Annotated in this window: 11 protein-coding genes and 1 pseudogene; 6 read left to right on the top strand and 6 right to left on the bottom strand. The window is 56.0% G+C overall.

Annotated elements, in window-relative coordinates; translation table 11 throughout:
* Positions 1-6 precede the first annotated feature (6 nt).
* Positions 7-2,928, bottom strand: a complete 2,922-nt coding sequence (locus U4E84_RS09830; RefSeq protein ID WP_322531917.1) for a hypothetical protein — start codon at positions 2,926-2,928, stop codon at positions 7-9.
* A 559-nt stretch (positions 2,929-3,487) separates the two neighbouring features.
* Between U4E84_RS09830 and U4E84_RS09825 the strand changes: the two genes are divergently transcribed.
* Both U4E84_RS09825 and U4E84_RS09820 read left to right on the top strand, forming a co-directional pair.
* Positions 3,488-3,637, top strand: a complete 150-nt coding sequence (locus U4E84_RS09825; RefSeq protein WP_322531916.1) for a DUF2080 family transposase-associated protein — start codon at positions 3,488-3,490, stop codon at positions 3,635-3,637.
* A 3-nt stretch (positions 3,638-3,640) separates the two neighbouring features.
* A pseudogene (locus tag U4E84_RS09820) lies at positions 3,641-4,871 on the top strand (RNA-guided endonuclease InsQ/TnpB family protein).
* Positions 4,872-4,882: 11 nt separating this feature from the next.
* Here U4E84_RS09820 and U4E84_RS09815 read toward each other — a convergent pair.
* Positions 4,883-5,314: a hypothetical protein gene (locus U4E84_RS09815; protein ID WP_322531915.1), complete on the bottom strand. Its 432-nt coding sequence runs from the start codon at positions 5,312-5,314 to the stop codon at positions 4,883-4,885.
* Positions 5,315-5,809: 495 nt separating this feature from the next.
* Between U4E84_RS09815 and U4E84_RS19035 the strand changes: the two genes are divergently transcribed.
* Positions 5,810-6,487, top strand: coding sequence for a PAS domain-containing protein (locus tag U4E84_RS19035; RefSeq protein WP_369698426.1), 678 nt, complete (start codon positions 5,810-5,812; stop codon positions 6,485-6,487).
* A gap of 696 nt (positions 6,488-7,183) precedes the next feature.
* Here U4E84_RS19035 and U4E84_RS09810 read toward each other — a convergent pair.
* Complete coding sequence (locus U4E84_RS09810; RefSeq protein WP_322531914.1) at positions 7,184-7,837, bottom strand: AIM24 family protein; 654 nt, start codon at positions 7,835-7,837, stop codon at positions 7,184-7,186.
* A gap of 1,473 nt (positions 7,838-9,310) precedes the next feature.
* On the opposite strand from U4E84_RS09810, the gene U4E84_RS09805 reads away from it, so the two are divergent.
* Positions 9,311-10,318: a M48 family metalloprotease gene (locus U4E84_RS09805; protein ID WP_322531913.1), complete on the top strand. Its 1,008-nt coding sequence runs from the start codon at positions 9,311-9,313 to the stop codon at positions 10,316-10,318.
* A 103-nt stretch (positions 10,319-10,421) separates the two neighbouring features.
* Here the strand turns inward: U4E84_RS09805 and U4E84_RS09800 are convergent, their stop codons facing one another.
* Both U4E84_RS09800 and U4E84_RS09795 read right to left on the bottom strand, forming a co-directional pair.
* A complete protein-coding gene (locus U4E84_RS09800; RefSeq protein ID WP_322531912.1) occupies positions 10,422-10,745 on the bottom strand; it encodes a hypothetical protein in 324 nt (107 codons plus the stop codon).
* A complete protein-coding gene (locus U4E84_RS09795; RefSeq protein WP_322531911.1) occupies positions 10,742-11,095 on the bottom strand; it encodes a winged helix-turn-helix domain-containing protein in 354 nt (117 codons plus the stop codon). Before U4E84_RS09795 ends, U4E84_RS09800 begins: the two co-directional genes overlap by 4 nt.
* A gap of 344 nt (positions 11,096-11,439) precedes the next feature.
* Here U4E84_RS09795 and U4E84_RS09790 point away from each other — a divergent pair, with 344 nt between their 5' ends.
* Entirely contained in the window at positions 11,440-12,204 is a 765-nt protein-coding gene (locus U4E84_RS09790; RefSeq protein ID WP_322531910.1) for a CPBP family intramembrane glutamic endopeptidase, read from the top strand.
* A gap of 156 nt (positions 12,205-12,360) precedes the next feature.
* A complete protein-coding gene (locus U4E84_RS09785; RefSeq protein ID WP_322531909.1) occupies positions 12,361-12,945 on the top strand; it encodes a hypothetical protein in 585 nt (194 codons plus the stop codon).
* Positions 12,946-13,099: 154 nt separating this feature from the next.
* Here U4E84_RS09785 and U4E84_RS09780 read toward each other — a convergent pair.
* A partial coding sequence (locus tag U4E84_RS09780) for a winged helix-turn-helix transcriptional regulator (protein ID WP_322531908.1) occupies positions 13,100-13,281 on the bottom strand: 182 nt, incomplete at its 5' end.

Genomic DNA, 13,281 nt, shown 5'->3' with positions numbered 1-13,281 from the left:
GCACTCCTATCCGTCCTCGGCGAGGGGTTCGCGGTGGAGTACCTCCCCCTCGTCGAAGACGACGAGGGCCATCCCCGGCTCCGCGTCGACCGTGACCCTCGTCTCGTCGCCGGCGGTCACCTCGTCGGCGTCGGGATCCCAAGGGAGCAATCCATCGGTCGCCGGTTCCACCACGACGTCGACGCGGTCGGCGTTGAGTGCGTCGCCGCCGGTGTGAGAAAACGTCACGACGCCGCCCTCACCGTCATCGGCCGACTCGTAAGAAATATCGAACGTCGCCTGCGGCGGGATCACGTGCTCCGTCACGGTTCGGGGATCGTCGCTGGCGGTCCACTCGACGGCGACCGTCGTGCCGGCGGACAGCTCGTCGAGTGACAGCGTTTCCCCACCGGTCAGGGTGTCCGTCTCCTCGGCTGGCTGGTCCGTCGCGGGCTCACCGTCGATCAGCACCCGGAACGCGTCGGCGTCACGGCGAACCTCATCGACGTAGCGGAGCGTCGTCTCCGACACTTCATCGTCGCCCCCGTCTCTCTCGTCGACGACGAACCCGCGGCGAGGGGTTGCCGAGAAGTGCGCGACGGAGCTGGTCGCCGCACCGTTCTCGAACTCGGTGTGGACGCTGACGACCACGGTGTCGTCGAGCCCGACGTCGTCGACCGCGATCGCGTCGCCCGCCGACAGTTCGTCGTACTCGGCCGCGAACGCCGACTCCTGATCGCGTTCTCGCCCCCGTGATTCGCCAGCACCGCTCACAGACACGCGAAGCCGCTCTGGGTCGACGGGCTGCTCGCCGACGTATTCGACCGTCATGGTCTCCTCGTCGGCATCGTAGGTCGCCGCGACCGCGTCGCGTGCCGTGGTCGTTCCGCCGAGGTGATACTCGCGCTCGCCGCCGATCCACATGAGCCGCACCCGCGAGAGCGGCGGGACCGGAGCAGTGAACGAGTCGTCGGGGCCGAACTCGTCGAGTTCGTCTTCGGGCTGGACGTCGGTCGGCGTCCGACCGGCCTGTAACTCCAACTCCGAAGCTGGAAGCGCCCGGCCGCCGCGGTGCTTGACCGTGATCTCGCCCACGTCCGGATCGTACTCGACCGATGCGCGCGTGTTCGGCACGACCTCTTCTTCGGCGATGACGACCGGCTCGTCCGGCTCGCGCCACTCGACGGCGACCGTACTCCCCAGCGGAAGCTCGCCGAGCACCAGCTCCTCGTCGCCCGAGAGGGTGTCGTACTCGTCGGCGAACTGCGCGTCGGTGGACTCCCCGTCGACCAGCGTCACGAACGCGTCAGCAGGGCGCGACTCCTCTCCGTCGTACCGCACGGTGGTCCCTTCCTCGGCGGGCGAGTGAATCCACACGCGCGGGGGCCGGGCGTGGTAATTGACAAGGGAGCTGCTACCGATGCCCGGCGGCTGTTCGATGTCGAACTCCAGTTGCACACTGTCGCCGATCGAGACGTCCTCGACGGTGACGGTGTCACCGGGTTCGAGCGTTCCGTTGGTGAACTCGTCCCCGACCGTTTGGACGCCCTCCCCACCGTGGTGGATGAGCCGAAGATTACTGGCGTCGGCGGAGCGCTCGGCCACGTAGGCGAGCTCCAACGTCTCGGCGGTCATGTCGTAGTCGAAGGCGAACGCTTCGCGGTCAACCCGTTCGCGGGCGTACGTGTCGTACGCGTTCGCGTCGGGATCGAACCACCGCAGCGTGACGGTTGCGATCAGTCCGGTTTCAACAGTGATCTCATCGCCCGTCGTGAATTCCTCTCCATCGAAGACCGCATCGCTCACCTCCTCACCGTCGTGCCACACCTCCAGCTTGTCGGCCGGCACCGTCTCACCTTCGACGTGCTCGAACGTCACCGTTTCGGCGGCGCGCTCGAACCGCGATCGTACGCGGACGTCCGGCGACGCCTCACGATCGAGTTCCGGCGGAGCCTCGACGACGGCGTCCACGAGCACGAGCCCGTCGGTTCGGGTGATGTCAGTCTCGACCGGGACGGCAGGATCGACAGTACGCACGAGCCGATCGACGATCTCGTCGTCGAGTCCGTCGGCATCATCGGCCGGGCGGATCACGTACGCGTTCTCCGCCGTTCCTTCGAGGGCTCTGAGATCCTCAGGGGCGGTCTCGAAGCCGGCGGCGAACGCGTCCACGTCGTCGGGGATCCCGGACGGAAACGGGTCGCCGCTGGCGTCCGGAACCAAAACCACCGTTTCGAACCCGCCAAGCCGAGGGAGAGCGGCCGCGCTCAGCGGCGATTCCGCAAAGCGATCAACCTCGTCAACGGCCGCACGGCCGGCGGCGCGGGCGGTTTCGATCCGCCGGTCGCTCGCGTCGCGTTCCGACGAGGCTGACCGACCGCGGAGATTCGTCGAATTACCACCGCCGATCGCGGCGACCGCCACGCCGTCGCCGGCGACGAGCGCAGTCTCACCGTCATCGGAGAGTCGCCAGCCGGCGGGGAGTTCGTCCGTCGTCTCAGCCTCCGTGGAGGCATTGTCGTTCGACTCACCACCTCCCTCGCCGACTGCCAGTGTCTCACCGCGGTCGAGCTGCTCGAAGCCGCCAGCGACCGTCACCAGTCGGATCCCGCGGTCGGCCGGAGCGACTGCGACTGTCGCAGTCAACTCGTCGGCGTCGATGTCGAACCGCTCGGACGCGGACCGGGCGCGGTAGCTCAGATCCTCGGTTGTGTCGGCGTCGATCCGCTCAGCAATGACCGTCGCGTACGTCGTCGACAGCGCGTCACCCGTCGGAACGGGGAGGAACGCGTCGGCGAGCGGCGCCGAGATGTCAAGGTCGAGGTCAGCCGGCGTCCCAGCCGGTCGGCCGAACGCGCCCGCGTCAGTTTTGGGATCGAGAATACCTGTCAGCGCTGCGAGCGTCAGGGCACTTCCTCCGAGGAAGCCCCGACGGGAGGGTCGGACCATACGGAGAGATATCAACGTCCAGTATAAAACGAACCGAAAATACAAATTCCCGTTGTAGTCTCCAAGTACCACCTCGTCATATCTATCGGTGTGGCTTTGTTGAAACCCTCAGTGGTGGACATATTTGAGCCGGAGTCGGGTCAGTACAGGGTAGCTACGGACCGGCCTGCACACTACGCTTGCGTGTCATTCCAGGTGACAAACGCAATTCCAAGAACCATAATACCCATCCCAAATAGCTGTAGCCAGCTCAGGCCAACGCTCCCCGCATAACCGGCCGCCGGAAGTACGTAGCTTGCGAGAACAGCTATTACTATCCCCAAGAGAACGACCAAACCATCGGGATAGCGGAATGAGAGGTTCATAACCACATTTGTGTGTATAGTGCTTTAACTGGAATTAGGCGCTAAGTCCCCTTCCTCAAGGAGCAACGCAGGGAGCAAAGCGACCGAGTAGCGCAGTAGGAAGGGGATACAGTGCCACACAGTTCTCATACATCCGCGACACTCGTCCCACAGGCCCACCACCCCGTTTATGTCTAACCATAGTCTATACACCGGTGATGGATAGGTTTGAAATCGAAGGCGAGGAAGTCCTCGACGGAACCGCAAAACCGTCGGGCAATAGTGCTCACGTCATCGTTCCCAAACGCTGGCGCGGAGCCGACGTGAAAGTCGTGCGCGTCTCCGAACCCAATTCAGACGAGTAGACCATGCAGTACAACTACAAGTATCGGCTGACCCCTCCAGAAGACATCGGTGAGACGCTTCTGCATCACATCGATACTTGTAGGCAACTGTACAACCACGTCCTCCACCTGCTCAACGAGGCAGACGACATTCCCGCCCGCTACAAGGTACAGGGAACACTCCCCGACCTCAAAACGTGGTGGGACGACTTGGCCGACGTACACTCGAAAGTTCTCCAGATGGTGGTCAAGCGCGTCTACGACAACCTCTCCACGCTCAAAGCGCAGAAGGAGAACGGGTGTGCCGTGGGGATGCTCAAGTGGAAACCGCCTCGGGAGTATCGGTCGTTCACCTACAACCAGTCCGGCTTCGAATTCAAGAATACGAGTGGTCGACCCGTGTTGTGGTTGAGCAAAATCGGTGAGATCCCGATCCACCTCCACCGAGACATCCCTGAGAACGTGACCATCAAACAAGCCACGATCAAGCAAGAACCCACGGGCGACTGGTACGTCACGTTCGGCATCGACGTGGACGAAGCCACGCCCGAGAAATCGGAGACACCCGAGAAAGTCGTCGGTATCGACGTGGGGATTCTCAAGTACGCCCACGACACTGACGGGTATGCCATCGAGAGTCCTGACTTCAGCGTCGAGCGCGAACGACTCGAACGCGCTCAACGCGACCTCTCGCGGAAGGAACACGGGTCTGCGAATTGGGAGAAACAACGGAAGGTTGTGACCGAACGCCACGCCGACCTGAAACGGAAGAGACGAGACTTTCTCCACAAGTTGTCGAACTACTACGCCACCGAGTACGACTTGGTGGCGGTCGAGGACTTGGACGCGAAAGGCTTGGTCGAACAACCGGGCAACTCGCGGAACCGGGCAGGCGCGGCGTGGGGAACGTTCCTACGGATGCTCGAATACAAGTGTGAACGCGAAGGAACGCATTTCGTTGCTGTAGACCCCCGAGACACGACCAAAGAGTGTGCGTCGTGTGGTGTCAAGACGGACAAGCCTCTGTGGGTTCGTGAACACTCGTGTCCCTCGTGTGAGTTCGAGGCGGATAGAGATGCGAATGCAGCGTGGAACATTCTTTCTCGCGGTCTTGAAGAAGTAGGAGTGGTTCACTCCGAATCAACGCCTGTGGAGACTGTGCTCCCTGCGGATACCTTGGTGTCTGCAAAAGCGCGTCGTGGAAACAGGAAGCCCCACCCTCAAGGAGCGAACGGCGTCAGCCGTGAGCGAGTAGGGTGGGGTAGTTCACTCGAGAGCAAATGCGAGCGATATGAGTGCGCCGTTGATACCCAAAAACCCGGTAATAAGGAGCCCCAACGGCGGATCGTCACTCGATGACGTAACAAGGAGAACGAACGATCCAATTCCGACGGCACCGAGAGATACCGACAACACGAGATCTGACCACGCATTCCACGAGTCTTCAAGTGCCGGTTCGACACGGGCGAGCCACCAGTCCGTCTCCCCCGTTTCGTCTGTAGTCGTTTCCTCATGTCCGGTCAGTCGTCGGATAGCTGGCCGCCCGCCAGCTGCGAACAGGGCAACGATCGTGATACCTCCCATTGCCAGTAGAACCGGCGGTGAAACGAGCCCCGTCTGTGCAAACAAGAAGATTAGCACGAATCCCAGCCCCGCCAGCCCGGCTACGAATCCCCGAACAACGTCCCGAATCTCCATCTCGATTCGGAGATAACGCCAACCAACGCGTTAATCTGTCGGTCACTGGGGAATAGCGGGATCGTAACTTGCACGACCACTTCTAACGCTCCTATCGAGTTATGGAGATCGACAACAAGGTGGGTACGCTTCGGTGTACGAATCCGTATCCCCGCCCGTTCGATCGCGGGACTCGTTCGTGTAGTAACACAGCAATTCGCCCCAGTCGAACGATTCGTCTTCGTCGAAGAGACAGGCGAAGAATGTCGGCGCGAGCACGGAGATTACTGCGTGTTTACCGTCTATTGGTGATTTGTTCTCCAAGAATAGTCGAATGACCGGCTCTGTTGAAATCCTCTTCTTCAGATATATTCTCATCTGAAACAGCCGGTCGATGGAGACTGCTTATTGATTGAGGCGTGAGTTCCCTGTACTGACCACAGAGATTACAAACCGATTAATTATGAATATGTGAGTGAAGGTGGGTTTTAACACGTTGAAGATGGAATCTGAGATATGAGTATGTCTTTAGTCTCTACACCTTCTCCTATTGCGGTCCTCGATGAGAACGGGTACATAATGAGCGTGAATCGAGCGTGGGAGGCGTTTGGCGAGCAGAACGGATTACCGGAGGACTATACAGCGGAGGGTGAAAACTACGTTCTCATTTCCCAGCAGGCAGACGATACATACGGAAAACATGTGGTGGCGGAACTTCGCCGCTTGCTAACCGGCAGGCAAACCGAGTTCACAGTCGTCTATCCCTGTCATTCACCGAAACAGGAACGTTGGTTTCGACTCTATGCGACCGCCGTTTCGCTCAATAACGAGCACTACTACCTTGTCATTCATCAACAGATCAGCCACGATACTGCGTCAGGGGACAGATGGGAACCCACAGTCGTTACTGCCTCGACGGGAAGCGTTGACCAATGGGGCCAGGGCCGATTAGTAACCTATACCCTCTCCTCGGATGAGTCTGCTACTGAAGGTTTGCTAATGGCATTTGATGCGATCGGAATCGATACACAACGTCGGGACACGACCCTACAAGATTGGATTGACCCCGATACAATAAACACACTTCAGTCAAGGACAACCGACTTCCACCTCACGTTTCGTATCTGGGGACATACAGTCGGTCTTACTCCCCGACAGGTGATTATATACTCGCCTGAGCGTAGTTCTGAGTAGCTGAGTTTTCGAGAACCTTCTGTACAAGAAGCACTCTCTGAATTGACCGATCCGTGGATACCCTGTTCTGAGGGATTGAGGGTGTAAAACTATCAGCTGCTGAGGATTTCAACAGAGCCTAATGACCCTTAACGCAGAACAACTATTCAAAATTCGGTTTGAGTCTCCTGTACGGTTTTGAGGCTCACAAGTGTTGATCGAATTGTATCGATGTTCGACACGCTCGCTCTTGTGTTCGGGCCGGGGATCAGCGCTGCGATATTGTGGAGCCCAATCCTACTCAGCAGCCGGCTCCGTTCACTATTTGACCGATTGCCGCCGGCACGATCCACGATTGTAAGCTATCTCCTTGTCGCCATCGGGTTGTCGATCCCGTTCGTGATTGGTACTGGTGTCGTCTTTTCAACAACGAGTACGGAAGGGACCGCTCTCTCGAATGCGTTGTTGAACATGGTGGTTGTACTCACGCTCGCATGCGTGATTGTGCTGCCACTAACTGCTGTTGTGGGCTTACCACGGATCAGTCTCGATTGGGATCCAACAAACTACGGACTCGGAACGTGGGTGTTGCTCGTCGGTATGGTACTCTAGTACGCCGCAGTCTTCGCCATCCCGCTCGCGTTCTTCGCATTCATCCTCGCGCTCCCAACAGGATGAAAATCAGACGGGTCTCTCGTTACCGAATACTGTCAGTCATCAGAGTTCTTCATAAGGTTGGACGACGACGAATCCCTCGGTTCCGTTGAAGTTCATCTGGAAGCGTTCCCCCGACTCCTGACCGATCATATCCGAGAGGTTCTTGTTGATTTCGACGCTCGGGGAAGTCTTGTTCCACGCGACAGTGGCGCTGGGATCGGTCGTGACTGGTGGTTCGAAAACAAGCGGATCGCCGTGCGTCGTGAGTGCGACGTATCCTGGACCCTGCAGATAGACGTTCGTGAAGCCACCTGCAAAGGCACCAGCGAGACTGTCGATCTTATCGATCTCGTACGAGATCTGTGATTCGAAGGCAAGGATGTCCTCACCGTTAACGGTGAGTGCATCGTCATCGTTGAGATGAATGATCTGGACTTTCTTTTCGTGATCCGCGAGATAGACGTGTCCGTCTCCTTCGATATGCATCACAGGTGTTCCTTCACCCGTTGCAGCTTCCTTGAGGAACCCAGTGATGCCGCCTTCAGGTGTTGCTTGGCCAGTGAACGAAAGATCGCCAGTATACGCGATCATCGCACCGGCTTTCGCCATCATCGAACCCTGAACGGTGATATCAAGGGTATAGCTATTCTCCAGTTGGAACATCTCATCAGTTTCCGACGGTGCGTGTTGGGTTTTGAATTGGTCAATATCCATCGTCATTCAGAGCCTCACGGGGACTCTCTTAACAGTTCGAAGTAACCAAGTAAGAAAGAACCGTTGACTACAAATCCAATTTGAGGGGTCTGTTGAAATCCTTAGAAAGTGGTGTTTTCTGATCAGTAATGGCCAGTACAGGAGAATCCAGGTCGCTCAATTCAAGAGAAATGGGTACCGTCTAGTTGGGGAAAGAACGTTCTTTACCAGCGTGTACGCCGAGAAGGTAGATGAAGATAACAAGAATTTCGACCGCAACGAATCCGACGACAGTACTGAATGCGAATGCAAATCCCACTCCCAGTAAGAATACGGATACTCCTACGACTAGCGGGGAGCGTGAGCCATACTCTTTTGCTTCGGAGTAGACAAACAACGAGATGAGGGCTTGTACGATAAGGAATATCGGGGTACCAATACCGAATGCAGGCATAGAAATTGATTTCATCTGACTCTATAAGTACTTTCGGCGATGATTGGCCGTCACCGTTTGACCAAGAAATAAACGGTAATTATGCAGTTCTCATCGGCCTGCTGTTTCAGGTGGGAATATGTCTGAAGAAGAGGATTTCAACAGAGCCAATTAGAGCTATATCCACGGTAGGAAAGCAGTAGTACTGCTGAATTCTCAGCATATCTATCGTGACTTCAATAGATGATGTGCTCACCAAGCGAAGATACAGAACACTATAACTCAAAGCACCAGGTATGAGCCAGCCACCTTCTGCGGACGAAGACGATACGGACAGCGAACAAAAAGAGATCAACGAAACACTCTCATTGATTTTCTCACAACGAATTTGCCGTGATGTAAATACGCACAAGAGCCACGCGCCGTTGGTAGAACGGTAGACCGCATCCAAGAGTCTCTAAAATAGACTCACACGGCCTTGTTGAAACCCTCAATAGGTGACATATTTCAGCAGAGTTGTGCTGAATACACGTCGATGTTTTCTCAATTAAAAAACCCCCCAATCGGGACTCGTGATCGTCAGTGGCGACCCCCGTAATTAGATTTAAGCCCCTTTCACTTATGGCAGATTTATGGGCAGTAGAAGTGATTCGATCACTGGTGTGATCGGCTTTATTGCCATTATCGTAGGTATAGTCGGGTGGAACACCATTCGAAACCCATACCGTGGGGTTGAAGGTTACGTAAACATCGCAGTGATTCTTATTTCATTCATGTTAGTTCTACAAGGGTGCTATATTCTTGCCAAGTCGTTTGAATAAGGGACCCGTGATGAACGTACCCTCTTTATTCAGCAGTCAATGCTTGTCATCGGCTGAGGGTTTCAACAGAGCCACTCACACGCGTTTTTGAGCGTTTCAGAACCGGCGTGAATGTCCCGAAAAAGGGAAAAAGCGTTCAAAATTATCCCCGAAACTGCGCTATGACTCACTAACGATCCCTGTCAAAATAGCGTACTGGAGGAATCAAACTTCATTATCCGTCATTCGAATTGTTGTGATATGCCCTCCAAGTCGCTGGCACTTACAGTGAAGATGGTTTCTGCAGTTATTGGGTTATCAGTAGTCGCGGTGGGATTCCTCGTTGGTGTCTGGACTGTCCCCTATGGGATACTCTCGTTCTTTGATGTGGCCTCGGCATCATACCTCGCAGCGGGGATCACCTCGCTGACAATCGTAACCGTCGGATATCTCGAATACAGACAAATCGATGCGATCGAACGAGTTGCTGACGCCCAACGCGTCGACAGAGAGGCCGAACCAGCGTTGTACGAGCTGGTCACACGCATCGCAACGCAATTGGATATTCCGATCCCGACGATCGCGCTCTCGGAACGGCAGGCACCCGAAGCGCTCGCTGTCGGCTTTCGACCGGGGAACATTCATTTGATCCTGTCCCGCGGGACGCTCGACACCCTTGATGGAACCGCGGAACTGGAAGCCGTAATCGCCCACGAACTCGCACACGTGAAAAATCGGGACGCGATGGTAATGACGATCGTTTCACTTCCCGTCATTCTCGCTAACGGACTCGGGTCTCGACTCGCCGACGTTGAAAATCCGGGGTGGGCTGCAATCGTTATTGTCCCACTCGCATTCATCTCGACGATTTTCTGGGTGATCGGGAAAGCAATTACCGCTCGTTTGTCCCGAGTAAGAGAACGCGCCGCGGACCACGTTGCAGCAGAGATCACTGGGTCACCTGCGGCCCTTGCTACCGCACTCAAACAGCTTGATCAAGACATTTCTGAGACACCCAATCGAGATTTACGTGAAGTGTCCGGAATTTCGTCACTCTCGATCCTTCCGCTTGAACCGGAAGAGCTCGAAAAGGTAATGCTCGGTCCGGAAGGCAACACAGAACCGTCGTACTGGTGGCTCCGCACACGACTGCACCAACTCGAACGTTGGCTGTTCCGAACCCACCCACCAACAGACAACCGAATTGAACAACTCGCTGCATACGAACGCACCCACGAACGACGCTCAGAACAAAATATACAGTCGTGAGTGAGAATAACTAGAAGCACTTAAACGACCTTGGGAATTGTAGAAGACCAGTCCGGCCAAAAGGAAACAGCGTGGTTCTTCAGCCGATCCGTAAGTCTAGCAGCTATGTGCGTTGCGGCGTCCACAACCCATACAGGATCGCTACGAGTCCTGCGAGTTCACTAACTTGGCCGATGCTATTGACAATCGGGATCGGTACATCAAGTCCAAGTCCCAAGATCACGAGTGCGGCGCCTGGGACACCGAGAATAAGTGCAAATCCGAGAGCGATGAACAGCATCGGTCGGCTTTGGTTCCGTCGATAGCCGAGATACGCAAGATAGCTGATCGTTAAGCCGAGCGCCACGGAAATCAGTTCACTGTACGTGCGAATACGGCTCAGCGTATCGAGATCGATCGACTGGAGCAGGAGTTCAAGTGTGGTCATCTGTTTTCAACGAAGCGAGTGAACCGGTCGGCCATCCGTTCACGACGCGAGACGGTGATCTCGAAACCCTCATCGGTGAGTTCCAGTCGAACGCTGTGGAGCTGTGCCTGATACACTTTGTAGTTCTTCCCGTCCGTAACTGGCTGGATCTCTTCGGAAATGAGGTCGTGCTCTCGGAGCCGTTTGAGTCGCCGGTACACGGTCGGTTTCGACGTATCGAGTCGTCTACTGAGTTCGGATGCTGAACAGGGATCGTTTTTGGTTTCGATGAGGATGCGTCGGGCACAGTCGTCTGCGAGGAGATCTGCGAGTACCGCCGCATCTGGTCCGTCCGACACAACAACTGCCACATCTATGTGGTTCTCAATAACAGTTCGGTGGATCGTGTCGGTTGTGGTTGACTTCAGCCTCTGAAACTAGGCGATGGCGCTCTTGGGTATCGCGCGTGTTGGATTCGGCATCGATGTCGAATATGCCCCGCGATGTAGATCGCCCTTCCAAACGGGCTAAACGGACGCTCCTCGCTCCGTTTTGGAATCGTACTGAGAACCGCCCCCGTGCGCTTTGGCGGGTTCTCGGCGCGTTCGTACTCGTCGTAATCGGTTCACAGGTACTCCCATCCGTACTGTTCAGTAATAGCGATCTCCCGCCATCTGTGCTGGGATTAACGCAGAATCTCTTCACTGTTGGTACTGTGCTCCTCGTGATCGGAATCTGGGCTCGATACGTCGATCACCGCCGACTCACCGAATATGGCCTTCAAGTCGGACCAGAATGGATTCGGGACGCAGGTGCTGGGGTTGTCATTGCGTTCGTCGCATGGGGGCTGGCGCTTGTAGTACATCTCACTGTCGGATGGGCACACATCTCGGCTGTCCTATCACCCGGTAACGCTGCGAACGCACTTCCATTTGCAGTAGCCCTGACCGCCTTCGTCGCCCAGTTCCTGCTCGTCGGAATCTGGGAAGAACTCCTGTTTCGAGGGCTCGTGCTCAAAAACGCCGCTGAAGGATTTCATTTGCGGTGGCTCTCGGAACGCAGTGCAGTGCTCGCTGGACTCGTCGTCTCCTCACTGCTGTTCGGCGTCGTCCACGTTGATCAAGCGACTTCACTGCCCGCGCTTGGATTCTGGGTGTTGATAGGGCTGGTTCTTGGCAGTGTGTACATTCTCACTGACTCGCTGGCAATACCGATCGGCATTCATTTCGCAACGAATCTCGCGTTCAATAACGTCTACGGACTGAGTAACGTTCGACCGGAGACTGCCGAGGTCACTGCCGCGCTGCTCCGTCCGGAATTCACCGGTCCGACCAGATTCATCGAGGTTTCGGGTCTCGTTAACGTCGGTGTGGTCGTACTCATTGCTGTACTCTCAATAGGGTACGTTCCTGTCCAGTACAACTCCATCAGGGTGAGAGTCTCACCCGTGTATACCGTTCATTCCCGTTCAAATAACTGAGTTTGGCTCTGTTGAAATCTTCAGCAGTTGATAGTTTTGCCCCTCTCAATCGCTCAGTACAGTTGAAGTGTGGATCGCTCAATACAGAGCGTTCAGCGAACAATCAGGTGTTGGATTTTCAAAAAATTATTATTGCGAGTAGAAATTTCACTATGTATGCGTCGCCGCGCCCTCCTTGCGTCCGCCCTGACCGCTGCCACCACCGTCACTGCGGGCTGTAGTGCCGTTGAACGGCGAACGGAACACACGGATCCAGCTGTAAAAACTAGCGACAACCCCCGAGATGACGAAAAGTATCTCGAGTTTCTCGGGGACGGTGGAGAGCTTGCCGTCGTGGGTGTTGACCCGAGGTTTGCCCCCTTAGCGGAACATTTCCACACGTGGGTTTCACACACTGAAGACACCGAACTGCAGTCGCTCACACAGCGGTTCGTGGCATTGGATGGTGACGGCACTCCGCCACAGCTCTCGCTCCAAGGGCCGTTTATGGGAGACTCTAAACCCCACCCGTCCGTGTCACTATTCCGTGACGGGAGGGCTGCGGTCGTCAAAGTCCATCGATTCGGTGAGCTCGCCGACGAGACCGTATTTATCGATTTTCCGGTCGTTCAATGGCCAGAATCGGCCCGACGAGTCGTCGTCGAAAGCACCGTCGAACTCGTTCAGGCGGGGCTGCCCGACCGAATACACGTCCTTGACGGACAACTCGAATTCGATGCCGAAACTGAAAACAGCGAATGAACAGCTAAAATAGCCGGTTCACAGGTTTCATCGACCGGCTGTTTCAGGAAAGAATATATCTGAATAATAGGAATTCAATAGAGCCCTGAGTTTGAAAACGAGAAGCTATCGTCATAGATTGACGATTGACGAATTGTATTCTTCGTCTGCGGTACTACTCGGTGTCGTCGTGGAATTGGACGACGAGTTGTTCGATCGCAAGGGCATACACCGTCATTTCTCGGCCCTTCTCGGAGTACCACGTTTCGATCGGCGCGATGAGGTCCGCGTCGCAGAGCCGCTCCAGGTGGTATGAGACGTTCTGTACGGATTGGTCGACAGACTTGGCGATCTCGG

It is taken from the genome of Halorubrum sp. AD140, from assembly GCF_034497445.1.
Taxonomy (GTDB): domain Archaea; phylum Halobacteriota; class Halobacteria; order Halobacteriales; family Haloferacaceae; genus Halorubrum.
The sequence above is the reverse complement of the archived record's forward strand: the minus strand, read 5'-3'. Positions and strand labels throughout refer to the sequence as shown.

Excerpts from the sequence above, each read along its gene's own strand:
- U4E84_RS09785 (WP_322531909.1), top strand. The coding sequence starts at position 12,361 with ATGCGTCGCCGCGCCCTCCTTGCGTCCGCCCTGACCGCTGCCACCACC.
- U4E84_RS19035 (WP_369698426.1), top strand. The coding sequence starts at position 5,810 with ATGAGTATGTCTTTAGTCTCTACACCTTCTCCTATTGCGGTCCTCGAT.
- U4E84_RS09815 (WP_322531915.1), bottom strand. The coding sequence starts at position 5,314 with ATGGAGATTCGGGACGTTGTTCGGGGATTCGTAGCCGGGCTGGCGGGG.
- U4E84_RS09830 (WP_322531917.1), bottom strand. The coding sequence starts at position 2,928 with ATGGTCCGACCCTCCCGTCGGGGCTTCCTCGGAGGAAGTGCCCTGACG.
- U4E84_RS09810 (WP_322531914.1), bottom strand. The coding sequence starts at position 7,837 with ATGGATATTGACCAATTCAAAACCCAACACGCACCGTCGGAAACTGAT.
- U4E84_RS09800 (WP_322531912.1), bottom strand. The coding sequence starts at position 10,745 with ATGACCACACTTGAACTCCTGCTCCAGTCGATCGATCTCGATACGCTG.
- U4E84_RS09805 (WP_322531913.1), top strand. The coding sequence starts at position 9,311 with ATGCCCTCCAAGTCGCTGGCACTTACAGTGAAGATGGTTTCTGCAGTT.